This window comes from Streptomyces sp. NPDC053079, from assembly GCF_044546695.1.
GTDB lineage: Bacteria > Actinomycetota > Actinomycetes > Streptomycetales > Streptomycetaceae > Streptomyces.
In genome coordinates, this window is sequence record NZ_JBITZJ010000009.1 from 26,881 (window position 1) to 51,536 (window position 24,656).

At 72.6% G+C, this 24,656-nt stretch carries 12 protein-coding genes and 1 pseudogene; 8 read left to right on the forward strand and 5 right to left on the reverse strand.

Going from position 1 to position 24,656, the window contains the following annotated elements:
- Positions 1–58 precede the first annotated feature (58 nt).
- The 5 genes and pseudogenes from ACIGXW_RS30100 to ACIGXW_RS30120 all read left to right on the forward strand — a co-directional run bounded on the left by ACIGXW_RS30100 (position 59) and on the right by ACIGXW_RS30120 (position 7,840).
- Positions 59–2,839, forward strand: coding sequence for a BTAD domain-containing putative transcriptional regulator (locus ACIGXW_RS30100; RefSeq protein ID WP_399576402.1), 2,781 nt, complete (start codon positions 59–61; stop codon positions 2,837–2,839).
- 232 nt (positions 2,840–3,071) lie between these two features.
- Positions 3,072–4,883, forward strand: a pseudogene (locus ACIGXW_RS30105) (BTAD domain-containing putative transcriptional regulator); the annotation flags it as partial.
- A 98-nt stretch (positions 4,884–4,981) separates the two neighbouring features.
- Positions 4,982–6,391, forward strand: coding sequence for a hypothetical protein (locus ACIGXW_RS30110; protein ID WP_399575981.1), 1,410 nt, complete (start codon positions 4,982–4,984; stop codon positions 6,389–6,391).
- Positions 6,392–6,409: 18 nt separating this feature from the next.
- Positions 6,410–6,877 carry an RICIN domain-containing protein gene (locus ACIGXW_RS30115; protein ID WP_399575983.1) on the forward strand — a complete coding sequence of 156 codons (468 nt, stop codon included), beginning with the start codon at positions 6,410–6,412 and terminating at the stop codon, positions 6,875–6,877.
- 162 nt (positions 6,878–7,039) lie between these two features.
- Positions 7,040–7,840 (forward strand): GNAT family N-acetyltransferase, encoded by an 801-nt coding sequence (locus tag ACIGXW_RS30120; RefSeq protein WP_399575985.1) that lies wholly within the window; start codon positions 7,040–7,042, stop codon positions 7,838–7,840.
- On the opposite strand, the gene ACIGXW_RS30125 is transcribed toward ACIGXW_RS30120, so the two are convergent.
- Positions 7,808–9,262: an APC family permease gene (locus ACIGXW_RS30125; protein WP_399575986.1), complete on the reverse strand. Its 1,455-nt coding sequence runs from the start codon at positions 9,260–9,262 to the stop codon at positions 7,808–7,810. The two genes, ACIGXW_RS30120 and ACIGXW_RS30125, sit on opposite strands and share 33 nt — an antisense overlap.
- A gap of 99 nt (positions 9,263–9,361) precedes the next feature.
- Positions 9,362–17,320, reverse strand: coding sequence for a type I polyketide synthase (locus ACIGXW_RS30130; RefSeq protein ID WP_399575988.1), 7,959 nt, complete (start codon positions 17,318–17,320; stop codon positions 9,362–9,364).
- Between the two features lie 216 nt (positions 17,321–17,536).
- Here ACIGXW_RS30130 and ACIGXW_RS30135 point away from each other — a divergent pair, with 216 nt between their 5' ends.
- A complete protein-coding gene (locus tag ACIGXW_RS30135; protein ID WP_399575990.1) occupies positions 17,537–18,832 on the forward strand; it encodes a cytochrome P450 in 1,296 nt (431 codons plus the stop codon).
- Positions 18,833–18,953: 121 nt separating this feature from the next.
- Here the strand turns inward: ACIGXW_RS30135 and ACIGXW_RS30140 are convergent, their stop codons facing one another.
- Both ACIGXW_RS30140 and ACIGXW_RS30145 read right to left on the reverse strand, forming a co-directional pair.
- A complete protein-coding gene (locus ACIGXW_RS30140) occupies positions 18,954–20,333 on the reverse strand; it encodes an FAD-binding oxidoreductase (RefSeq protein ID WP_399575991.1) in 1,380 nt (459 codons plus the stop codon).
- A 71-nt stretch (positions 20,334–20,404) separates the two neighbouring features.
- Positions 20,405–21,382, reverse strand: a complete 978-nt coding sequence (locus ACIGXW_RS30145; protein WP_399575994.1) for an antibiotic biosynthesis monooxygenase — start codon at positions 21,380–21,382, stop codon at positions 20,405–20,407.
- 107 nt (positions 21,383–21,489) lie between these two features.
- Here ACIGXW_RS30145 and ACIGXW_RS30150 point away from each other — a divergent pair, with 107 nt between their 5' ends.
- Complete coding sequence (locus ACIGXW_RS30150; RefSeq protein ID WP_071966962.1) at positions 21,490–22,056, forward strand: nucleoside deaminase; 567 nt, start codon at positions 21,490–21,492, stop codon at positions 22,054–22,056.
- Here the strand turns inward: ACIGXW_RS30150 and ACIGXW_RS30155 are convergent.
- Complete coding sequence (locus tag ACIGXW_RS30155; RefSeq protein ID WP_399575995.1) at positions 21,974–23,239, reverse strand: glycosyltransferase; 1,266 nt, start codon at positions 23,237–23,239, stop codon at positions 21,974–21,976. The genes ACIGXW_RS30150 and ACIGXW_RS30155 overlap by 83 nt on opposite strands.
- Before the next feature lie 276 nt (positions 23,240–23,515).
- On the opposite strand from ACIGXW_RS30155, the gene ACIGXW_RS30160 reads away from it, so the two are divergent.
- Positions 23,516–24,646 (forward strand): glycosyltransferase, encoded by a 1,131-nt coding sequence (locus ACIGXW_RS30160; RefSeq protein ID WP_399575997.1) that lies wholly within the window; start codon positions 23,516–23,518, stop codon positions 24,644–24,646.
- Positions 24,647–24,656 lie beyond the last annotated feature (10 nt).

The window sequence follows — 24,656 nt, forward strand, 5'->3', positions numbered from 1 at the left end:
CGAAGTCGTGCCCCTCGCCGGATATCCTGAGTCCTTTGTGCTGGGAGGCATGGGGCAGATGGAATTCCGGTTGCTCGGAGCGGTGTCGGTCGTCACCGAGACGGGTGTGCTGCCGCTCGGCCCCGTCAAGCGGCGCAGTCTGCTGGCCGCCCTGCTGCTGCGCCCCAATTATCCGGTGCTGGTCGATCAGCTGACGGCCGCTCTGTGGGAAGAGAAGCCGCCGCCGAGCGCCCGCGGCGTCATTCAGGGCCATGTGTCGAAGCTGCGCACCCTATTGGCCGGTGCCGACGCCGGTGCGCACGGTGTCGAACTGATCACCCAGGGCGCGGCGTACGTCCTGCGCATGCCGCAAGAGCGGCTCGATGCACACCGCTTCGAGGAAATGGTGGCCCGGGCCCGTAGCCGGAGCGACCCGGCCGAGGCCGTGACGATGTACCGGGAGGCCCTGTCGCTGTGGCGGGGGCCCGCGCTGGCCGACGCCCGTCCGAGCCCACCGCTCCGGGCCGCCGCGCACGCGTTGGAGGAGCTCCGGCTGGCTTCGGTGGAGCAACTGGCCGCGAGCTACGTACAGGTGGGTGAGCACACCCGGGCCGTCGCCGTCCTGCACGCCGAGGCCTTCGCCCATCCGCTGCGCGAATCGCTGTCCGTCGCTCTCATGGGGGCGCTCCAGAGGGCGGGTCGCCGGTCGGAGGCGCTCGACTGGTTCCATCGCACCCGGCGGTTGCTCGCCGACGAACTGGGCGTGGACCCGGGCCGCGAGCTGGTGGACGCCTACGCCTTGGCCTTGTGCGGCGGGGAAGGAGAGGTGGCGAAGGCCACCGCAGGGGACATGCCGAACGCCGCCGCCACGGTTCCGGTTACGTGCCCGGCCACCGCGACGGACGCCCCGCTCCCTGTCCCCCTACCGGCTGCCGTTCCCCACGCCGGTGCGCCCGATCTGCTGCCGCGCGCGCCGCGCGGCTTCCATGGGCGGGCGGCGGAGCTCGCCGCCCTGTCCCGGGCCGCTGCGGGCGAGGGGCCTGTCTGTCTGGTCACCGGGCCTGCCGGGGTCGGGAAGACGGCGCTCGTGCTGCATTGGGCACACGACGGCCGTGCCGGTTTTCCCGACGGGCGGCTCTACGCCGACATGCGTGGCTTCGGCGATACGGGCGAGCCGGCCCTCATCGAGGTGCTGCGCGAGTTCCTGCTGGCGCTCGGCGTCGCGCAGCGCCGTATACCGGAGTCGGCGAACGGCGCGGCCGCGCTGTTCCGGTCGCTCGCCGCCGACCGTCGGCTCCTCGTCGTGCTCGACAACGCACGTGACTCCGAGCAGGTCAGGCCGCTCCTGCCGGGCGGTCCCCGCTGCGTCACCGTCGTGACCAGCCGGTACCGGCTGCCGGGGCTGATCGTCACCGACGCCGCCCGGCCCGTTCCCGTGGACGTACTCACCCCGGAGGACGGCACGGCGCTCCTCGCCGGAGTGCTCGGCGAGGAACGGGTGCGCGCGGAGCCGGTGGCCGCGCGACGACTGGCCGGGCTGTGCGACGGGCTGCCGCTCGCGCTCCGGGTGGCCGCCGCCAGGCTGGCGCAACGTCCTGGCTGGTCGCTGGGCGCGATGACCGCCGAGCTGTCCGACGAGACGCGCCGGTTGAGCCTGCTGGACGTGGAGGACACCGGCGTGCGGGCGGCGCTGCGCCTGACGCTGCAGCAGCTCCCCTGGCATGTCTCCCGTCAGTTCGCCCATCTCGGCCGGCATCCCGGCACGCACGTCGACCGGTACGCGGCGGCGGCCCTGGCGGACACGGACCCGGCAGCCGCCGAGAGGGCCCTGGAGCGGCTGGCCGTCGCGCACCTCGTCACGGAGACGGCGCCCGGCCGCTGGACGCTGCACGATCTCGTACGGCTCTACGCGCGTGGCCTGGACTCCGGGCCCGATGCGCTGAGGCGCGTGCTCGACCACTACATCGCCACCGCCCTCGCGGCTGTGGCGGCGGCCGAGCCCGGCAACGAGGAGTGCTTCCCGATGCCGGCGGATTTCCTGCCGCCCGCCGCTGTGCGGGAGTTCGGCGACCGGTCCGCCGCTGTGGCCTGGTACGCGGCCGAGCGGGACGACCTCACGCTGGCGGTGGCCGCGGCGCGCGCCGCCGGACTGCACGGCAGGGCCTGGCGGATCGTCCTGACGCTGTGGCCGCTGATCGTGTGGCGCGTGCGGGACGGCTGGGTCCCGCTCCTGGAGACCGCGCTCGAGGCGGCAGGGGCCGACGCCGATCAGCACGGCCAGTCGCGGGTGCTGAACGTGCTCGGCTGGGTGCTGATCGAGGAAGGGCGCGCCGCGGAGGCGCTCACCCGCCTGGGGGCCGCCTCCGCGATCGCCGCCCGGGCGGGCGACGTGGTCGCCGAGGCGAACGCGCTGATCGTCCTGGCCATGGCGCAAGCAGCGCTCGGCGACCCGGACGAGGCCGCGGAGGTCTGCGAGCGGGCGGTGGACCTGGCGCGCAAGGCCGGCGACCGGACCATCGAGAGACTGGCCCTGCAGCACCTGGCCCGGCATCGGGTCGACGCCGGGCAATGGCGCCCGGCCCTCGACACGGCGACCAAGGCCCTCGCCTTCAACGATCGATCGGGCACGGCCGACGTGCCCCGGATACTGCTGCTCATGGCGAGGGGAGAGGCGCTGCTGGGGCTCGGGGACGAGGCCGAGGGCATCCGGCAGCTCGACCTGGCGGCCCGGGAGGCGGAGTCCTCCGGCTACGAGGACGGCGCGGTACGGGCGCTCGGTGCGCTGCTGCGGGTATCGGCGGACGAGGGGTTCCGGGCACGGTACGACACGGCGCTGGAGCGGCTCACGGCCCGTCCGTGACTGCGCGTCGGCGGGGACGGTGGGACGCGCGTGAACGGAACACCGGTTCGACGCTTCCGCCGGGGCGCGACGCGACGTCGGCGCGACTGACGGCTCGGAGCCGGAACGCCGCCGGACGTGAGCGGGACATCAGCCGCACGTGTGCGGGACATCAGCGGGCCCGGCAAAGGTGATCACATCGTGCGAACGCGCCGTGAGATCCACGTTTTTACCCGGGGAAAAGGAAGACCGCATGGAGTTCCGCGTATTGGGGACGGTTTCCGTGGTGTCGGAGCGCGGAGAACCTCTCCCGCTCGGCCCCGCCAAGCGCCGCAGTCTGCTCGCCATGCTGCTGCTGCGTCCCAACACGGAAGTCGCCGTCGACCGGCTCACCGAGGCCCTGTGGGACGAGGAACCCCCCAGGCACTCCCGGACCGTGGTGCAGGGCCACGTCTCCCGGCTGCGGACCCTGCTCGACGAGCACCGGGCAGCGGCCCACGGTGTCGAACTCGCCACCCGGAGCGGGGCGTACATCCTGCGGATGCCCGACCCCGGGACACTGGTGGACGCCCGCCGCTTCGAGGAACTGCTCCGGCTCGCCCGGACACGGCACGAGCCGGGCGAGGCCGTGGCCCTGCTCCGCGCGGCGCTCGGGCTGTGGCAGGGCCCCGCGTTCGCCGGGACGGTGGGCAGCCGGGCGCTGGAGGCCGCCGCGCACGAGCTGGAGGAATTGCGGCTGGTCGCCGTGGAGGAACTGGCCGGCGCCCACGGGCGGCTCGGTGAGCACGGTACGGCGGCGGCCGTGCTGCGCGCCGAGGCCGTCGCGCACCCGCTGCGGGAACCGATGATCGCGGCCCTGATGCTGGCCCTGGGCAGAGCCGGCCGGCAGTCGGAAGCGCTGGACTGGTTCCACCGCACCCGGCTGCTGCTGGCCGATCAGCTCGGCGTCGATCCCGGAGCGGTGCTCACCGACGCGTACACCGCTCTTCTACGGGCCGATCTTCTCCAGGACGACGCCCCCACGGCCGCGGCGGTCCCGACGGCTCCTCCTACCGTGTCCGCGGTCGACGTGCCGCAGTTGCTGCCACGCCGGCCCGGAGGCTTCACCGGACGGCAGCCCGAACTGGCCGCGCTCGACCGGGCCACCGTGGGCGCGCCCGGCCCCATCGCCCTGATCACCGGAAGCGCCGGGGTGGGAAAGACCGCCCTCGCCCTGCACTGGGCGCACCAGCACGGTGCCGACTTCCCCGGCGGCCGGCTCTTCGCCGACCTGCGCGGCTACAGCTCCACCCCGGCCCGCGACACCACCCTGGTGCTCCGGGGGTTCCTGCTCGCGCTCGGCGTTCCGGCCGAGGCGATGCCCGAGACCCCCGAAGCCATGGGCGCCCGCTACCGCGCCCTCACCGCCGGACGCCGGATGCTGGTCGTCCTCGACAACGCCCGCGCCTCCGAGCACATACGCCCCCTGCTGCCCGGCGGGGAGCACTGCGTCACCATCGTCACCAGCCGCGACCGCCTCGGCGGGCTCGTCGCCTCGGACGCGGCCCGTCCCGTTCCGCTCGCCGAACTCCCGGCCGCCCAGTCCACCGCGCTGCTCGCCGCCGTCCTCGGCGAGGACGTCATCGCGGCCGAACCCGAGGCCGCCGCACACCTGGCCGGCCTGTGCGACGGGCTGCCCCTCGCCCTGCGCGCCGCCGCCGCCCGCCTCGCCACCCGCCCGCACGCCGGCGGCCTGTCCGCCCTGGCCGTTGAACTCGCCGATGAACAAGCCCGGTTGGACCTGCTGAACGTGGAGGACGCCGGTGTGGCCGCCGCCCTCGGCCTCACCGTCCAGCATCTGCCCGGCCCGGCCCGCCGGCTGTTCCGACAGCTCGGCCTGCACACCGGCCCCACCCTCGACACCCGCACGGCCGCCACTCTCGCCGACTGCCCTCCCGGCCGGGCCGCCACCGCACTGGATCAGCTCGCAGCCACCCACCTGGTCATCGAATCGGGCCCGCGCTCCTACGCGGTGCACGACCTCGTACGCCTCTACGCCCGCAGCCTGGCCTCCGAGGCGCGGGCCGACGGCTACGAGGAGGGCCGAGTCGCGGCGTAGGCAGCGCCGGCGGACCGTTGTTAGCGGACTGTTAGGGCACTGTTGGCGGGCGCTGGAAGGCTGACGTGAGCAAGCCGATCGCGCAGTCCGGAAGGAAGCCCGTGCGCAGTTCACCGTCACCGCAGCACCCCTCGCCCCGTTCCTCGTCGCCGAGCCGCCGCGCTTGGAGGGCCGGTGCGTACGCGGCGGCGGCCGCCGTCGTCACGGCGGCGGCCCTCACCGCCGGCCCCCAGGCGTCGGCCCGCCCCGCCGACCCGGCGCCCGCCGCCGCGGGCGGTACCGGGGCCGCCGACAACAAGCCGCCCGCGGGCTTCGCCTCCTGGGGCGAGCTGGCGGCCGCGCAGAAGCCGCTGAGCGAGGCCGCGAACGCCATCGAGGACGCGCTCGGCGACTCGCCGGCCTTCTCCTCCCTCACCATGTCCGTCGAGGACGGGTCGGTGACCCTCTACCACAAGGGCGGCGAGGAGCAGGTCGAGGCGGCCGTGGCGCCCCAGCGCGCCAAGGGCGTCCGGGTGGAGCTGCGTTCGGCGCCGTACAACAGGAGTGAGTTGAAGGAGGCGGCCGGCAAGATCATCGGCCAGCCGCTGACCATTGACGGACAGTCGACCACCGTGCACTCGGCCGGCGCCCGGTCCGACGGCTCCGGGCTCCTCGTCCAGGGCGAACCGCAGCGCGTCAACGGCTCGGCCCGCTCCGCCCCGCGCAGCGCGGACCCGGGGGTGCCGTGGACCGGCACGGTGGCCGAGGATTCGACGCCGCTGGAATCCCGCGAGCAGGACGCGCCCCTGCACTCCGCCGGGATGCTGCTGCGGGGGCGCTACAAGGGAGGTCCGATCTGCAGTGCGGGCTTCGTCGTCTCGTGGCCCCAGCGGAACACGGACTACCTGATGACCGCCGCGCACTGCGAGAAGGAAGGGGGCGCCGGCAAGCAGTGGTACGCCGGCGACCAGGACACCAAGCTGGGCCCGATATCGGACCGGTGGGAGGAGTACGACACCGCACTCATCCCGACGCACGGCGGCGGCCTGCACAACTTCACGATGTGGGCCGGCCAGCCGATCTACCGCCAGTCCCAGCGCCTCTTGAAGGTGACCCGCGCGGCGCACTCCTATGTGGGCGAGTACCTGTGCGCGTCCGGCTCCCTGTCGGGGGAGGTCTGCAACCTCAAGGTCGTGGAGGGCAGGCACTACACGCGGTACAAGGAATTCAAGGGCAACACCGAGGTCTACACCCTGAAGAACACGGTATCCAACGCCATCACCGCGATGAAGGGCGACAGCGGCGGGCCGGTCTTCAGCTACAACGTCAACGACACCGCCGTGGCCAGGGGCCTCATCAGCGCCGGCGCCGGAACGGGATCCACCTGCAGCAATCCCGCGGTGAACAATTCCCCGGTCGCGTGCTACCGCAACATCTACATGACCGATGTGGTCGACGTGCTGAACAAGAACCCAGGCATGAAGATCGCCGACTGATATCAGGAGACAAGAATAATGAAGAAGACGACCGGCCTTGTCGGCCTGCTCGCCCTGGCATGCGCGACCGTCGTGGCGATTCCGTCCTCGGCGTCCGCCGATGGCCGCGGTGCCATCGAGATCAAGAACGTGCAGACCGGTCTCTGCCTTGACGGCAACAACGCCGGCGGCGTGTACACCAAGGGCTGCGGCGGGAACAACCCGTACCAGCGCTGGTATCTCCACGAGGGCCCCAAGGGCGTGATGCTGCAGAGCAAGGAGACCGGCCTCTGCGTCTCGGGCAAGGGACCGGGGAACGACGGCCTTTACGGCACCAATTGCAACTCCGGCGACGACGCGCAGTGGTGGGAGCAGAGGAACGTTTACGGCAACAGCTACACGCTGCTGAACTACCAGAACAGGAAGGCTCTGGACTCCAACGCCAAGGGCTATGCGTACGTGCACCGGTACGGGGACTCGAACACCTACCAGCACTGGACCATGTGACGCCGTCAGCTCTGCTGATTCTCGTCCCTGTTCTCCGTTTCCGTCGGGCGCCACCCACCGTGTACGCAGTGGGTGGCGCCCGACGCCGTGGCGCGGGGATGCCGGAGTCGTGTACTACCTATGCATGTGGTGCCGAACGCCCAATGATTCCCTGGAGGTACGGTGAACGATCTCGCGGAGTCCATCGAGTCGGTGGAGCAGCTCGCTGCGGTCTGGCGGGCCATGGTGCTCGACCGTGATGCGGGTGCGGATGTGCGCGATCTTCCGGGTATAGCCGTTCGCTGGGCCGACTGCCGGTTCGCCTTCTGGAACTGCCTCACCTTGACGGAGGTGGGTGCGGACGCAGAGCTCATCGGGCGTCGGCTGCGCCGGGCAGCGGAGATCATGCGGGCGAAGAAGTACCCGGGCTTCCTGTGGCTCTTCGAGGACCTCCTCGACGAGGAGGCTCGTTCGGCGCTGGGGACGGCGGTGGAGGAGGCGGGGCTTCAGTACGCCTTTCCCGGCACGGGCATGGCCGGAGATCTGCTTCCCGTGCCCGAGCCGGTCCACCCCGACCTGACGTTCGTGCGGGTGTCGACCGACGAACAGTTGCGAGCCTACGCGGACCTCAACTCGCGCGCCTACGACTTCACCTTGGACGAGGGCCGTGACGGGCTCGTCGGATCCAGGCTCTGGAAGAACGAGGTGTTCGCCTACCTGGCTATGCGAGGGGACGTTCCCGTGGCGTGCGCCGGTGCGGTCGAAGCGGAAGGCCGGCTCTTCGTCGTGCTCGTCGCCACGGACCCGCGGTGGCAGCGCAGGGGCTACGGCGAGGCGGTCACGCGCAAGGCGCTGTACGAGGGCGCCCGGGCCACCGGGCTGACCCGTGCCGTTCTGCACGCCACCGCCGCCGGGGCCCCTGTGTACCCGCGTATCGGGTTCAAGCCGAACTCACCGATCCACTTCTACGCCCTGAAAGGCTGACCGGCTCAGCCGCTCCGGGTGCCGGCGTCGCACCACCAGCAGCACGCCCACTCCCAGCAGCAGCCATGCGCCCACGGCCGCGCCCGCGTACGAGACCGGTGGCTGGAGCGGGGTGACGAAGGAGAACACCGGCAGCCCGGCGGCGGTGAGCAGGGCCGGTACGAGGGCGGTGCTCGCCAGGGCGGGGATGAGGAGGTGGCGTACCGGGCGGAGCCCCGGATGTCGGAGGAAGTACCCCGCACAGGCCAGGTTGGCCGTGATGTACACGCCGACGACCACGATGACGACCCCCGTGGCGATCAGATAGAAGGCGGTGACAGGGTCGTACGCGAAGCCCAGTGCCAGGGCCACCGCGACGGTCACGACGGTCTGTGCGGCGAGGGCCGTCACCGGGGAACGGTGCCGGGGATGGACGGTGGCCAGGAGCCGTGGGAAGAGTCCGGCGCGGCCGAACGCGTAGGCCGTGCGCGTCGCCGCGTTGGCACCCGCGTTGGCGTTGGCGACGCAGGAGTTGACCACCGCCAGGAACACGGGCAGCCACATCAGGCCGAAGGCTCCGCGGGCCACCCCGTCCCACGACGCGTCGCCGTCCGCGCCGAAGCCCGCGAACCGGCCGGGCCCGTAGTAGACGGTCATGGCGTAGGTGGTCAGGACGTAGAAGGCGCCCACGCCCAGGGCCGCGCCGACCACGGCCCGCCGTATCGTCTGCCGGGGTCGGCGGGCCTCCTCGGCCAGCGGGGCGGCGGCCTCGAACCCCGCGAAGGCGAGCATGCAGTAGACCGATCCGGCGAGCACCCCTCCGGCGGCGGACTGGCCGGGGGCAGTGTGCGAAGGGGTGAAGACGGACAGGGTGTTGGCCTTCCCCGCCTGGACGATCAGCAGCACCGCGAACACGACGAGGGCGGCGATCTCGAAGACGCCGAGAACGGTGCCGAGCCGTGCCGAGGCCCGAATGCCCCGGTATCCGGCCGCGGCGACGGCCGCCGCGCCGGCAAGGACCCACGGCCACCACAGGTCCGCCGGGTACGCGGCCCACTGGCGGTGCAGCGTGCCCGCCATGGTGAAGCCGAGCTGGAGCAGCACCAGCGGTGGGACGAGCGCTTCGGCGAAGACGTACCCCCAGGCGACCAGGAAGCCGGCCGCGGGATGCAGTCCCCGGGCGGCGTAGGTCGCCACCGAGCCGGCGGCCGGCAGGTGCCGGGCGAGTTCGCCCAGCGCGGAGGCCGTGAGCAGCGACGCGGCCAGGGCGAGGAGAACGGACAGTGGCAGGCTGCCTCCGGCGAAAACCGCCCCTCCCGGAATCGAGGCCACCACGGCCGCCGCGGGCGCCATGGCCGTCACGCTCTGGAACAGCACCGCCGTCCCGCCCACGGCATCCCGCCGCAGCTCGGCTCCCGTACCACTGCCTCCCGCGTTCGCCATGCCCGCCTCCCCAGCAGTGCGACTGTTCCGTGGCCCAGTGGTGAAGTGGCGCGGGGGTCACGGTAGTGGGGTGGTTGCGGGGCGGGGAAGGAGGCCGCCTCACCCTGCGCCGCCCCCGCAGCGTGCGTCGAGCCATGCCCTGATCGCCTGCGCCGTCGTGTGGGCGTGCTCCTCGGTCATGCTCCAGTGGTTGCCGGGGACGTCCACGGCAAGGTGCGGCATGGGCCAGGAAGTTCGCGGCAGCGGGTCGGTGGCGCGGAGCAGGAGGGTGGGGACGTCGGTCGGTTCCGGCTGCCAGCCGCGGGCGATGCGGGTGTAGGCGCCGAGGGCGGCCATGGTCATGTCGTCCACGGCAGTGTCGAATCGCTCGCCCAAGCGCAGGGGGAGACGGGCCGGCAGGGCGAGCAGCCACGGCTCGTCCTCGAGGTCGGGGGTGACGTGGTAGGTGTCGATGAGGACGAGGCCGATCGGTGGTGTGCCGGTCGCCGCGAGGCGTGCGGCCACCGAGTGCGCCGGGCAGCCGCCCATCGAGGAGCCGAGTACGGCGTACGGGCGGTCGCCGAGGTGCTTGCGCACGGTGCCGGCGTGCAGGTCCACGAGGGTCTCCCAGTCGCGTGGCACGGCGTCGCCGTGGACGATGCCCGGGTGCTGGATCTCCAGGACGTCCCGCTCGCCGCCGAAGGAAGCGGCCAGCGTGGCGTGCCAGGGCCTGCCGAGAGTGGGCGAGAAGCCGGGCAGGCACACCAGAGTGGGACCGGTGGTGCCTTCTGCGAGCTTGAGGGGCGCGAGCTCGTGCGGGGCGCTGTCGGCGCGTCCGAAGACAGGCACGGCGATTGAGGCGGTCACCAGCAAGTGCATTGCCGACACCACGTCGCCCGCCTCGCACACGCGCCGGTAGAGGGAGGCGAGGCGCTGCGTCGGCCGTGCCGCTCCCGGTGGGGAGGCGGGCCCGGCGGCGGCCTCTTCGAGCAGGGCTCCGCCCAGTTCCTCGTGAAGACGGCCGGCCAGCTCCGCGGCGCTGGGCCGCTCGAACACGACAGAGGCGGGCAGCGGCAGGCCGGTGAGCGCGCTGAGACGGTTGCGCAGCAGTACCCCGGTCAGGGAGTCGAAGCCCAGCTCGACGAAGGGCCGGCCGGGGGGCACGGCGGCCGCGCCGGTATGGCCGAGCACCGTGGCGACTTCCTCACGGACCAGTTCCAGCAAGGCCGGTGCCCGCTCGGACGCGGGCAGTGCGGCGAGCCGTTCCCGCCAGGCCCGGCCCGCGATCGCGGGGTCGTCGCCGGCTCCGGCCGCGGCCCGGGCCGCTGACTGACGGGTCGTGCGCAGCAGCCCGCGCAGGGGCGGCGGCACCGACCGCCCGGCGGTCCCCGACGGCCGGGAACGGTCCAGCAGCAGCGGGGCGAGCACCGTTTCGCCGCTGCCCAGCGCCGCGTCGAACATCGCCAGCCCCTGTGCGGGGGAGACGGCGCGCAGCACGCCGTCCAGGGCCTGGCCGTGGCCGGTGGTGCGCGCCGCCATTCCCTCCCCGCCCGCCCACGGCCCCCACGCGAGGGAGAGCGCCGGCAGGCCGAGGGAGGCGCGGTGGTGTGCGAGCGCGTCCAGGAAGGCATTCGCGCAGGCGTAGTTGGCCTGGCCGGCGGTGCCCAGCAGTCCGGCCGCCGAGGAGAACAGGATGAAGTGCGACAGGGGCAGATGCCTCGTCAGCTCGTGAAGGTTCCAGGCGGCGTCCGCCTTCGGCCGCAGCACTGCGGTGAGCCGCCCGGGTGTCAGGGACTCCAGCACGCCGTCGTCCAGGACACCGGCGGCATGCACGACGGCGCTCAGTTCGTGCGCGTACGTCTTCACGACGTCGGTCAGGCGGGGGCGGTCGGCGGCATCGCGCGCGATCACCTCCACGTGGGCGCCGGACTCCTCCAGCTCTGCCGCCAGCCGCCGCGCGGCAGCCGACCGCAGGCCATGACGGCTGAGGAGGACGAGGCGGCGGACGTGGTGCCGGGTGACGAGGTGCCGGGCCAGCAGGCCGCCCAGGGCTCCGGTGCCGCCCGTCACCAGGACCGTGCCTTCTGCCGGAAGACTGCCCGGCCGGTTGTCCGAGCCGGCCAGTCGGGGGACGCGCACGGCTCCTTCCGCGAGGGAGAGCTGGGGTTCGCCGGTGGCGACGGCGGCGGGCAGCAGGCGCAGGGACTCGGGCCGGCCGTCGGTGTCCACGACCGTGAGGCGCCCGGGATACTCCGCCTGCGCCGAACGCACCAGGCCCCACACCGCCGCGGCCGGCAGGTCCGGCTCCGTCGAGGTGGCGCCGCGGGTCACCACGACGAGGCGCGACCCGGGCGCGGCCGGGGCGGACAGGCGGGCTCGCAGCACGGCCAGGGCACGTGCGGTCACGGCATGGGTGTCCGCGACGGGGCCGGCGCCCGAGGAGGGAGAGGACAGGGAGATCACCACCGTCCCGGGGGCGGTCCGCCGTCCGGCCGGCGGCGAGGGAAGCACGGCGCGCACGCCGATGTCGTCGGGTTCCGTCACGGACAGGGACGGCCCGTCGCCGTCGGCCGGAATGCCGACCCACCGCAGGCCGTACAGAGCCCCGCTCGCTTCCGCAGCTGCGGCGGATTCCGGTACCGGCCGGGTGGTCAAGGACTCCACCCCGGCCACCGGCCTTCCCGCGGGATCGGCGAGGTCCACGGCGACCGTGTCCGTGCCGGTGGTGCGTATGCGTACGCGCAGCGCCGTGGCACCGACGGCGTACACGCTCATGCCGCGCCAGGCGAACGGCATCCGGACGGGACCGGCCGGCGGCCGGGCGAGCAGCGACGCGTGCAGGGAGGCGTCCAGCAGCGCGGGGTGAATGCCGTACCGGCCGGCTTCCGCGCTCGTCGCCCCGGGCAGCCGCACGTCCGCGAACACCTCTTCATCCGGCCCGCGCCAGACCGCTGTGACGCCCCTGAAGGCAGGACCGTACGCGTAACCGGCGTCGGCCAGGCGCTCGTACGCACCCGTGAGGTCCACGGGCACCGCACCCGTGGGCGGCCACGCGGAGGCGCCGGAATCATGGCCTCCACGCCCGGTGGCCGGGCCGAGCCGTCCGGTCGCGTGGTGCGTCCAGGCACCGAGCGGGCCCGACTCCCGCGGGCGGGAGTGGACATCCGCGGTGCGGCGGCCCGAGGCGTCCGGTTCACCGAGTGCCACCTGCACTTGGATTTCTTCCCCGGAGCCGGACAGGGGCAGCGGCGCCAGCAGCACGAAGTCCTCGACGACCTCCAGCCCGCACGCGTCGCCCGCGTGGACCACCATGTCGGCGAACGCGGCGGAGGGTACGAGCACCTGCCCGGCGACGACATGGTCGCGCAGCCACGGCTGGGCCGTGACGGAGAGGTGACCGGTGCACAGCAGGCGTTCCGTGCCGGGCACGGTGGTCGTCCCGGTCAGCAGAGGGTGTTCGTCGCCGGCCGGGACGTGGGCGGCGGTGTCGTCCAGCCAGTGGCGTCGCCGCTGGAAGGGGTAGGTCGGCAGGTCCACCCGCCGGGCGCCGCTGCCCGTGAACACCCGGGGCCAGTCCACCGGCACGGCGTGCGCGTGCAGCCGGCCGAGCGCGGCCAGGACTGTCTCCGCCTCCGGCGCCCCGGCCCGTGCGGTGGCCGTGCACACCAACCCCTCGCGCTGCCCGGCAGCGCTGCTCATGGCAGCCGCCGTGAGCTGCGCGTCGGGGCCCACCTCCGCGCAGGCGGTCACCCGCTCGTCGTGCACGAGACGATGCAGGGCGTCGCCGAACCGTACGGCTTCGCGGGCGTGGCGCACCCAGTAGGACGCCGAGCGCAGGTCGTCCCCGTCCGCCCGGCGTCCCGTCAAGGACGAGATCACCGGGATACGCGGCCTGCTGTAGGTCACCGCGGACGCGACGCGGCCGAACTCGGCGAGCATCGGTTCCACCAGCGGTGAGTGGAAGGCATGGCCGGCGCGCAGCCGCGTGGCGCGGCGCCCGCGCCCGGCGAACCGGGACGCGACGGTGAGCACGGCTTCCTCCTCCCCGGAGACGACGACCGACTGCGGACCGTTCACCGCCGCGATCGCCACGCGGTGCGTCAGATCCGCCAGCTCTCGCGCCACCTCGTCCTCGGAGGCCGCCAGAGCCACCATGGCGCCCCTGCCGGGCAGTTGGCGCATCAGCCGCCCCCGGGCCGCGACCAGCTCCACCGCTCCCGGCTCCGACAGGACGCCCGCGACGTGAGCCGCCGCCAGCTCGCCCACGGAGTGCCCGACAACGGCGTCCGGCCGAACCCCCCAGGTCTCCAGCAGCCGGAACAGCGCCACTTCGAAGACGAACAGACCCGCCTGCGCGAAGTCGGCCCTGTCCAGCAGAGCGGCATCGCCGGTGTCTCCGTCCGCCCACAGCACGGAGCACAGGGGCCGCTCCAGGCTGCCGGTGCTGTCGAACCGTTCACACAGGGCGTCGAAGGCAGCCGCGAACGCGGGGAAGGCACGGTGCAGTCCCCGTCCCATGCCGGGCCGTTGCGCGCCCTGGCCGGAGAACAGCAGGGCCAGCCGTCCGGCATGCGGGACCGGCCCCGCCCCGGCGCCGCCAGGTCCGGCACCGGTCGCCGCCCACATGTCCAGAGCCTTCAGCAGCGCCTCGCGGTCCCCCGCGGTCACGGCTGCCCGGTGCGTGAGTGCCGCCCGGGTCGTGGCCAGGGAAAAGGCGACATCCAGCAAGGACAGCCCGGGTCGTTCCCGCAGCAGGGACGCGACCTGCCCGGCCCGCGCGCGCAGGGCTCGCGGATCCGCGCCCGACAGCAGCAGCGGTGGCACCGTACTCCAGGACCCTTCCGGAGGGGGCTTCTCAGCGGTCCCCTCAGCAGGCGCCTCAAGCACCTCTTCCAGGATGACGTGGGCGTTGGTCCCGCCGATACCGAACGCGGACACTCCGGCCCGGCGCGGGCTGCCGGGCGCCGGGTGCCACACCTCCTCCCGCGTCGGAAGCCGTACGGCGCCCGACGACCAGTCCACGTGCGGTGACGGCTCCTCGCAGTGCAGAACGCGCGGCAGCCGTCCGTGACGCATCGCCATGACGGTCTTGATGACACCGCCGACACCGGCCGCGGCCTGCGTGTGGCCGATGTTGGACTTGAGCGCACCGAGCCACAGCGGCCGGTCGACGGGCCGCTCCCTCCCGTACACGGCCTGCAGCGCCCGGGCCTCCACCGGGTCGCCGAGCGCGGTACCGGTGCCGTGCGTCTCGACCGTGTCGACGTCGGCCGGGGACAGCCCGGCGGCGGCCAGGGCCCGGCGGATCACCTCCTGCTGGGCCGGGCCGCTCGGCGCGGTCAGGCCGTTGGACGCGCCGTCGGAAGCGACGGCCGAACCGCGGAGCACGGCCAGCACCGGATGGCCGTTGCGCCGGGCGTCGGACAGGCGCTCCAGCAGGATCACCGCGGCGCCCTCGGCCCAGGCGGTGCCGTCGGCGGCGGCCGAGAACGGTTTGCACCGGCCGTCCGGCGCCAGACCGCGCAGCCTGCTGAACGCGACGAACGAGGCCGGAGTGGCCATGACGGTGACGCCCCCGGCCACGGCCAGTGAGCACTCGCCGGACCGCAGGGCCTGTGCCGCCGCGTGCACGGCCACCAGCGACGACGAGCAGGCGGTGTCCACGGTCACGGCGGGCCCGCGCAGGTCCAGGGCGTAGGCGATACGGCCCGAGGCCACGCTGCCCGCCGAGCCCAGGGCGAGGTGCGCCTCCAGCTCGTGCGGGCCGCGGTGCAGGAGACGGCCGGCGTAGTCGTCGTGCATCACGCCGACGAAGACACCGGTGTCGCTGCCGCGCAGGGCCGTCGGGTCGATGCCGGCCCGCTCGCAGAGCTCCCAGGTGGTCTCCAGGAGCAGCCGCTGCTGCGGATCGGTGGCCAGCGCCTCCCGTGGCGACATCCCGAAGAAGGCCGCGTCGAAGTCGGCCGCCCCGCGCAGGAACCCGCCGCGGAGGGTGACGGACCTGCCGAGCCGGTCGGGATCCGGGTCGTGGAGAGCAGACAGGTCCCAGCCCCGGTCGTCGGGGACGTCCGAGGTCGCGTCACCTCCGTCCGCGACCAGCTTCCACAGGTCCTCGGGCGAGGCCACGCCGTCCGGATACCGGCAGGCCATCGCGACGACGGCCACCGGATCCGCCGACGGCGTACGCGCCCCGCCGCCGTCCGGGGCCGGGCCACCGAGCAGCGCGGCCTCCAGGAACGCCGCCGCGGCGGCGGGCGTCGGGTGGTCGAACACCAAGGTGGCGGGCAGCTCCAGGCCGGTGGCCGCGCCGAGCCGGTCACGCAGCAGCACGCCCCCGAGGGAGGTGATCCCGAAGGCGGTGAAAGGCCGGTCCGGCGCCAGGTCCCGCTCCGGCACGCCGCTCGCGTGCGCCGTCGCGGCGAGGACGAGGCGCAGCACGGCGTCGGACCGCCCGGACGGGGTCAGCGCCGGCAGGCGCCCGCGCAGGGCCGACGCCGTGGCCTCGCGCGCCGACTCGAGCCGTTCGGCCAAGTGCCGGGCCAGCGCGGGACGATCGGTCTTGCCGGAGGGGGTACGGGGCACGGAGCCGGTCTCGTACACCTCGTCGGGCACTTTGAAGTCCGACAGCCGTTCCCGGCACAGGGCACGTACGCGGTCGGTGTCGACGCCGCGCCGCGCATCGGTGACCACGAACGCCACCGGCACCTCGCCCAGCACGTCGTGCGGCCTGCCGACGACGGCCGCGTCCACGACGCCGGGGCAGGTGAGCAGCACGTGCTCGACCTCGACCGGGTTGATGTTCTCCCCGCCACGGATGATCAGTTCCCTGACCCGGCCCGTGACGCGCAGACCGCCGTGCCGCCCGCGGCGACCGAGATCGCCTGTGCGGTACCAGCCGTCCTTGAACGCCCGCGCGGTGTCCTCCGGGCGGTTGTGATAGCCGAGCATCAGGTTCGGACCGCGGACCCAGATCTCCCCTTCGTCCCCGTCGGCGACGTCGTCACCACGGGCGGGGCCGGCCAGCCGTACCTCGACGCCGGGCACCGGCAGACCGCCGGCGCCGACGCCCCCGGAACCACCGAGCCGGTCGACCGTGATCTTCCCGCAGGTCTCGGTACTGCCGTAGCCGTCGAGCAACGGCGCACCCAGCAACTCCTCGACGTCCGCCCGCAGATCCTGGGGACACGGTGCGCCCGCGGTGACGCACAGACGCAGACCCTTCGGCGGCCGGGAGGCCTCGCGGACCGCGCTCGTGAGCAGACGGTAGGTAGCGGGCACACCGGCCACGATGGTGAAACGCTGCCCGGTGAGCGCCTGCGCGACGCTCGCGCCCCGGTCGAGGAGGTACGCGCTCGCACCCACGGCCACCACTCCCAGCACGCACAACGAGTGCGCGTAGGCGTGGAACATGGGCAGCGGCCACAGCAGCCGGTCCCGCGGCCCCAGGCCCCACAGCGGGACGTAGGCCGCCGCCACGGACCACAGCGCGGCGCGCTGGCTGGAGACCACGCCCTTGCTCCGTCCCGTGGTCCCCGAGGTGTAGAGGATCCAGGCCGGCTCGTCCAGACCGAGGTCGTCCCGGGGCGCGCACCCCGGATCCGCCCCGGCGAACTCTTCGAAGGAGTGGGTGGCCGCGGCTGCTCCGTCCGGTACGGCGCTCGTGCCCACCATCACGATCCGCGACCGTAACCGCGGCCGCAGCGCCGCCCATCGCGAGACCCGCGCCAGCAGTGTCTCCTCGGTGATCACCGCGACGGCCCCGCTGTCGTCGAGGAAGTGGGCGAGCTCCGCGTCCGCGGCCCCGGAATCGAGCGGGACCCCCACAGCTCCCGCCCGCAGAACCGCGAGGCAACCCTCTACCATCTCCACCCGGTTGCCCAGAAGGAGCGCCACCCGGTCGCCCCTGCGTACCCCCAGCCGCATCAGGTGGCCCGCCAGCCGGCGGGTCCGCTCCTCCAGCTCCTTGTACGTGACGCCCCGCCGTGCGTCGCGGAAGGCGGTCTTTCCGCCCACCCGGGCCGCGTGGGCCTCCAGTACCCCCGGCAACGCACGGATCAATTCGCCGCGGATCTCCGTCATTTCATCCCCACCCCTCCGCCTCGATGCGCGCGAAAGCGCCCCACGCGGACCACACCACGATCCTCGCCCGCGATGCCAGGGGGACTCGGCGGTCCCGGCCCGCCGGGCCGGTGCGTGCACTCACCTGATCGGGTGACCTCGATTCCCCCTGCGGGTAGCGGGGAGCGCGTCGGGCAGCCTCTCCCGGAGGCTTGCCGGACGGGAGGAGTCGCTGTTGTGGCACCAGGACTTACCCGAGCCGGACTGACCGATGTCGTGCGGCTGTTCGTGATCGGTGTGCTCCCCGCCTTCGCCCAGGGGTTCCTGATCCGTCGTCCCCTCGCCCTCCGGCTGACGGCCGCGCTGGACACCCACGCGTGGGGCTGCCGGGTGCTGGACGACCTGCGCGAGCGCCACGGTCCGGGACCCGTGCTCGCCACCGCTTTCGGCTGGACAGGGCTCGTTCTTCTTTCGGCCGATGACGCTCGCCGCGTGCTGGCCGAGACCGGTGTGTCGTTCACATCCGCCAACCGTGGGAAAACGGCCGCCCTGTCGCACTTCGAGCCGGATGCCGTGTTGATCACCCCGGGTGCTCTCAAGGTGGAGCGGCGCCGGTTCAACGAGGCCGTACTCGACGGTTGCGCGGCCGATCCGGGGTTCCGCGAGGCCTGCCGGGCAGTCGTCGAGGAAGAGATCCGGCCGCTGCTCGTGGAGGACACGCTCACCTGGAAGCGGTTCCACGCCGCCTATCAGCGCATCGTGCGCCGGATCGTCTTCGGCGACGCCGCCCGTGACGACGAGCGCATCACCGACCTGCGGGACAAGCTGCGAAGCGACGGCAACTGGGCCATGCTGCACCGCAAGCGCCACCGCCTGCGCGCCGAGCTGTTCGCCCGCACACAGAGCTACCTCGACCTGGCCGAGCCGGGCGGACTGGCCCGTGGAGTGAGCGCCACGCCCGCCGCGGCCGAGATCGAGCCCGTGGCCCAGATGCAGCACTGGTTCTTCGCCTTCGACGCGGCCCCCATCTCCGACTACCTCACGCTCGCCCTCCTCGCCTGCCGCCCGCAGCATTCGGCCAGGGCCCGCGCGGACCGTGCGTACCTCCGGGCCTGTGTCCTGGAGGCCCAGCGCCTGTGGCCCACGACCATGGTCATCCTGCGCGACACCACCGTCGAGACGCACTGGCCGGGCGGCTGGACCCTTCCCGCGGGCACGGCGGTGATCTTCTGCAACCCGTTCTTCCACCGTGACGCCCGGCTCCTTCCGTACGCCGACCGGTTCGAACCCGAAGTGTGGCTCGACGGGCGGGCCGAGGCACAGTGGTCGATCGCACCGTTCAGCCGCGGCCCCGCCCGGTGCCCCGGCAAGGAGATCGTCCTCTCCACCAGTGCCACGCTCCTCACCGAACTGCTCACGCGTGACTGGCACATCACCTCGCCGCACCGCCTGGGTCCCGAACGGCCTCTCCCGCGCACCGCCGATCACACGTCGCTGCGGTTCGCGGCGGGCAACCGCGCCGTCCACGGCTGACGTCGTGAGGGCATCTCCTCGGCCGGCTGCCCCTCCGGTTCCGTTGCGGGTGCCGTAATTACTTCCTGCAGCCAATACGGACCCCGGGACCGGAAATCTTCCTGACCTCGACCCCCGTCATTCACGGCGCCAGATAGGCGTGGAAGACGTTCTCCGGGTCCCATGCGGCCTTGAGTTCCTGCAGGCGGTCCCAGTCGGCGGGCGCGTACGAGAGCCGGGCCCGGGAGGCGTCGGCTTCCAGGTCCGTCTCGGCGATGTAGTGGCCGCCGTGGCCCGACGGATCGACCGAGGTCATGGCATCCCGCAGCCACTGCGTGTTGGTCCCGTCCGCGGCGGGGTCGTTCCAGATCGCGTAGCACACGAGGTAGGACTCGCCGAGCGGGGAGAAGGCCATGTTCCGCAGGAGAGCCGGGTCTTCGGATACGGGCAGCACCGGCGCGAGGACGACGGATTTGCCGGAGGGCGCGTGGGCTACCGCGTCGGCCATACGGTTCAGTTGCGTCTCGTACGTCTCCCCTGACCACAGCGTGTCCGCCGCGTACCGGTGAGCCGAGGGCCACACCGCGTCGGCGCCCTGGTGCAGGCGGGCGAACGACGTCGGTTCGGGCGCTGGTCGGAGGACGGCGCTCTCGGCGAAGGAGCAGGACTGCGCCGGTGAGAGAGCGGCGAGTGCCTCTTCGCGTGTCGTGGCGAACGCGGTCATGCCGACCAGGATCCGCGGACCGGGCGGGGCCGTGGCGGCCGGCTCACCGGAAGCGGTAAGGACGAGGGCCGTCTCGACGTTCGCCGGGAGTCCGCGTGCGACCCCTTCCGCCCAGGCCGCCACGGGGCCGGTCGCGGCCAGTGGGAAGGTCAGGCTGGTGGTCACGATGGCCCCCGGGTGGGGGTGCAGACCGAGCCGGAAGCGGGTGACGACGGCGAAGAAGCCGGGCCCCGCGCCGCGGGCGGCCCAGAAGAGGTCGGGGTTCTCGGTCTCGCTGCACGTGACCGTACGGCCGTCGGCGGTGACGGCCTGGATCTCCAGGACGTCGGCGCATGACGGTCCCCACGCGCGGGAGTTCCACCCGAGTCCGCCGCTGAGCAGGAACCCGCCCACCGCGACGGAAGGACAGTGGCCCACGGGAAAGGCGAGGTCGTACGGGGCCAGTGCCGTGACCAGGTCCCGCCCGGTGGCGGCGGGCCCCACAGTGGCCGTCATCGACCCCGGGTCGATGCTGCACTGGCGGAGCCCGGAGAGGTCGAGCAGCAGGCTCCCGTCGCGTAGCTGGGAGCCGGACCAGTTGTGTCCACCGGAACGCGTCGAGACGCGCATTCCCTCGGAGCGCGCGCAGGAAAGGGCCTCGGCGACGTCCCGCTCGGAGGCCGCCCGCACGATGGCCTCGGGGAAGCGCTCCGGCTTGAGCCCGTTCCACACGGCGGCGGCCCTGGCGCTGTCGTACGCGCGGTCGCCCCGCCGGATCAGGGCTCCTTCGAAGCGTGCTGCGGGAGAACACCCGGGCATCATGACCTCCTCGAGGGGCCGGCCGGTCGCGGCCGGTGGGTCGCGGTCGGCGGAGGGCCGGTCGCGGCCGGTCAGTGGACGGTCAGGCCGAAGATCACGATGAACAGCAGATAACAGAGCACCACTGCCGCCGCACCCGCCACATGGACGCGGACACTGCGCGCGCGGCTGGGCACGAGCCAGAACGCGAGACACTTGTTCACCAGAGGCATCAGCAGCCAGGTCAGTGCGCTGACGCTCAGCACATTGCCGATGAACAGGCCCACGTACCCCGGGACGTTGAGCTCGTCCAGCTCGGCACCCACGGTCAGGTTCAGCACCATGACGGTGGGATAGAGCGCCAGGATCACGGACATGGCCTGCTTCCAGTTGGGCGGAGCGGTGTCCTGCGCTCCTGTGCCGAAGCGGAACCAGCCGCTGAACGCGGAGCCGACCTTGTGCACGTCGTAGGAGACGAAGTAGGCGCGCCCTTCCTCGAGCAGTCCGCCGCGGACCTCGGACTCGAGCCATTCCTCAAGGTGCGCGGGGGAGTCGAACCGGAAGACGACGACCCAGCGCTCCTGGACCCCTTTGACCGGTTTGAACAACTCGGATCCCATGAATCCGGGGGACTTCTCCTGCGCCTTGAGGACCTTCTCCTGCCACCGCAGGAAGCCCTCTTCGCGTCCGGGCTTCACCTCGTGGGCGACGACGGCGGTGACGGTCTCGGGGGCCTGTTCGGCGGGGGCGCCGCCACGGAGCACCTCTTGTGTCGGTGGCCCTTCGAAGAATCTCCGGCCTTCTGCGAGAAGTTCCTGCCGGCGGTCCGATTCCAGCCAGGCGGTCAGGTAGCCGATCCCGGAAAACCGGAAGACCGTCACCCATTCGTTCTCGGAACCGGCGCCGGGCGGGTACACCTCGGAGCCCTCGAACCCATCGAATTCGCGGGCGGCCTCGTTCGTCCGGTTCTGCCAGCGCTGGTACTCGTCGACGTGGCCTTGGCGCACTTTCTGCGAGGTCACAACGGTGGCGTGATCGGCCGCGGAGTCACGGCTTGCACGTGGACTCACGTAGAGTAGCCTAGTCCATATAGTATTTATGCGGCAAACCGGGCATCCGATTGCTTGCTCCGCGAGCCCCTCCACAGCGGGAGACCGACTCCGATGGGAGCTCCGTGATGGAACACAAAGAACTCATCACCGAGGCGGTGCGCCTTGCCACCGAGTCCGTGGAGAACGGCTGGGGCGGCCCGTTCGGTGCAGTGATCACCCGCGACGGGGAGATCATCGCGCGTGGACAGAACCGGGTCCTCCTGACCGGCGACCCCACGGCCCACGCCGAAGTCGAGACCATCCGCAAGGCCGTGCAGTACCTCAACCCCGAGGCGCCGTCGATCGCCGAAGACCGTCAGAACGAGAGCACCCTGGCCTACGTCCCCCGCCCCGACGGCTCACCGGACCCCGTGCCCGAGCGGGCCCGCATGCTCCAGGGCTGCTCCATCTACATCAGCGGCGCTCCGTGCCCGATGTGCATGAGCGCCATCTACTGGTCCCGGATCGACGCCGTGTACTTCAGCCGCAGCCTGGAGGACACCCGAAGCATCGGCTTCGACGATTCGTTCCAGTACGAGGACTTCGGGAAGCCGCTCGACGAGCGGAGGATCAAGATCGAGCAGATCCATCCCGAAATCGGCGCCCACGCCTACGACGCGTGGACGAACAAGCCCAACCGGCACCCGTATTGAGCGGACGGGTGCGCTTCTGAACTCGCGAAGCCGGCACGGCGACCGCCTTCCGGCGCGTCAGCCACGTCTGGCGGCGCATGGTGATCAGGCCGACGAGGTCGAGGTTCTTCAGCACGAGATCGATGACGACCTGGGCGGCGATGTGCCACCGGGGAAGGGAATGCCGACGCGCGAATCTCCGTGCCGTGCCCGCCTGGCGCAGGACGTACCACGCCGCCACGGCAGCCGGCACGAGCGGCTGCCCGTTGACGGCCAGCACTACGAGGTAGATCTCGCACAGCCAGAACCCGCCGCGGCTGATGACATCGGTAAGCGTGCCGACGGCGAGGTAGGGATACCGCCAGACCCAGCCCGTGACGAGGGCGGTGAGTCTCACCCGCCAGAAGTTACGGGCGTTCCTCAGCCGTTGGCCGAGGAACTCACGGCCGGTGCCCGGGTAGCGTGACCACACCGTGGCAGTGCGCTGGAAGACGGTGCGGTAACCGGCCCGCAGGGTCAGCTCGGTGAGACGGGTGTCGTCCCCGACGACGCACCGGCGCCCGAGGAAGGACTCGTTCACGAAGGCGTCGGCGACCTCCGCGAGCACCGTACGCCGATAGACCGCGGTGCGCCCGATGAGGCACATCATGGCCCGGCCCGCCGCGGTGAACGCGGGCAACCTGCCCTGTCCCTTGAAGCGTTCTCCCGCGTACTCCCAGAAGCTGTCCGGATCGAGGGCGTACTGGGCGGTCGCGACGCCGCCCACCCGCAGGTCGGCGAAGGGGGCACACACCGCGTCCGCCACGCCGCGCGCCCAGACGACGTCGGAGTCGACGAGTGCGACCAGGTCGGCGGAGACGGCCTGCCATCCCCGTCGCAGCGCGTCGCGCTTGTCCGCCCTGTCGGTGGTGAGGACGCGCACGGGAAAACGGCGCGCCGTCTCGAGGCAGGCCTGGTCGTCCACGTGTATCACGCAGACGACTTCGGTCACCTCGTTGGAGAGCCATGATTCCAGCGCCCGCCGGAAGAGCACCGGGTCCTCACGGTAGACGGGCGAGACCACGGCGAGCGGCCGGCGGTAGGCGGCCGTGACGGGCCGGTAGCGTCGTCCGACCCGTCGGTGGGCCGCGTTCACGGCCCACCCGAGGGTGGCGAGGGCGGCGGGCGGCACGGCGGTCAGGAGGTACGGTGCGAACGAGGGCACAGGGTGGTCCTCCGCGCTCCGGCCGACGAGACGGCAGGACGTGATCGGTCGGTGTCCTTCGCCGTCCACGGTTCCCGTTCGCCGGGGGAGTCGAACGTGCCGCCGCCTTCATGTCCCGTTCTCGCCGGTCGGCCGACCGGTGGGTGCGAGGACATCGCGGGCCCGGTGTGAACCGCCGGGCGATCTGCCATGCTGCCGACCATGGTCGGCATATCTTCCTCGCCGGGGCCGCAGCGTGTTCCTGGACCACAGGAATCACCAGCACCGGCCCGCATCGTGCTGCATGCCATCAATGGCGTCGGGGCCGGTCACCTGGCCCGCCAGACCGCGCTGGCGCGGCATCTACGGTCGCGGCAGCCCGGGCTGGACCCGGTCATTCTCGGTTCCGGTCCCGCCGTGGAAGAGGTCTGCGGCGACGTGCCGGTGATCGAGCTGCCGTCGATGGGACGGGCGGGACGGTACCGCGACGAGCCGGCCCATCCCGACATGCTGGCCGCCATTACGGCGATGACGCACGCGGCTCTGGCGGGCCTGCGCCCCCGGGTGGTCGTCCACGACACCCTGGTATGGCCGACGGTCGAGCGGGCGGCGGCGCTGGTCGGCGCGCGGCAGGCGATCTGTCTGCGGCCGCGCCGGGATCTCGCCGACTACCTGGCCCGGCCGGACTGCCCGCTGCGGCGGATGGACTTCGTCTTCGTTCCCGACGATCCGGCCGGACATCCGGAGTTCAGGCACCAACTCGCGGCAGCCGGAATCCCGGCAGCCTGGACGGGGCCTGTCTTCCGGACCGCCGCGGCCGGACCGGCGGAGACGCGCGAAAGGCTGGGCATCTCTCCCGAGGAGCGGCTGGTGGTGGTGATGTCCGGCGGCGGGCGCGGCCACGGGCCCGAAGCACAGGAGCACTTCGACTACAGCCTGGCCGCCCTCGCGCGGGTGACCGGGCCCGGGCTGTCGGTCCTGCTGGTACTCGGCCCGATGTTCCGCTCCCGGTTGGAGATCCCGGCGGGATTCCCGCACCGCCTCACCGTGCTGCGCGGCTCCCGCGAACTCCCCGACGTCCTGAACGCGGCGGACCTGGTGATCTGCCGCGGAGGCTACGGGTCCTTGCACGAGGCCACGGCGGGAGGCGCAAGAGTCCTCGCCAGCCCCGCCCAGCGGAACTACGACGATCAGCGGGCCCGGGTCGAACAGTTCGCGACCGACAGCGCCTGCGAGGTGGTGGAAAGCACCGTCCCGGAAGACCTGGCGGTGCAGATCGGCCGCGCGCTCAAGGCCGGAAAGGTCCGGGGCGGGGCGAAGACACCGTGGCGGGAGTCGCTCGACCAGGTGGGAGAGCGGCTGGTGCACCTGTCGCGCCAGGACGGGGACGTTCCCCGGGGCCTGGCCGAGCAGTTCATGTACCGCTGAGCCGCAGGAC

Coding starts and splice junctions, on each gene's coding strand:
- ACIGXW_RS30100 (WP_399576402.1), top strand. CDS start 59: ATGGAATTCCGGTTGCTCGGAGCGGTGTCGGTCGTCACCGAGACGGGT.
- ACIGXW_RS30115 (WP_399575983.1), top strand. CDS start 6,410: ATGAAGAAGACGACCGGCCTTGTCGGCCTGCTCGCCCTGGCATGCGCG.
- ACIGXW_RS30125 (WP_399575986.1), bottom strand. CDS start 9,262: ATGGCGAACGCGGGAGGCAGTGGTACGGGAGCCGAGCTGCGGCGGGAT.
- ACIGXW_RS30130 (WP_399575988.1), bottom strand. CDS start 17,320: ATGACGGAGATCCGCGGCGAATTGATCCGTGCGTTGCCGGGGGTACTG.
- ACIGXW_RS30140 (WP_399575991.1), bottom strand. CDS start 20,333: ATGCCCGGGTGTTCTCCCGCAGCACGCTTCGAAGGAGCCCTGATCCGG.
- ACIGXW_RS30150 (WP_071966962.1), top strand. CDS start 21,490: ATGGAACACAAAGAACTCATCACCGAGGCGGTGCGCCTTGCCACCGAG.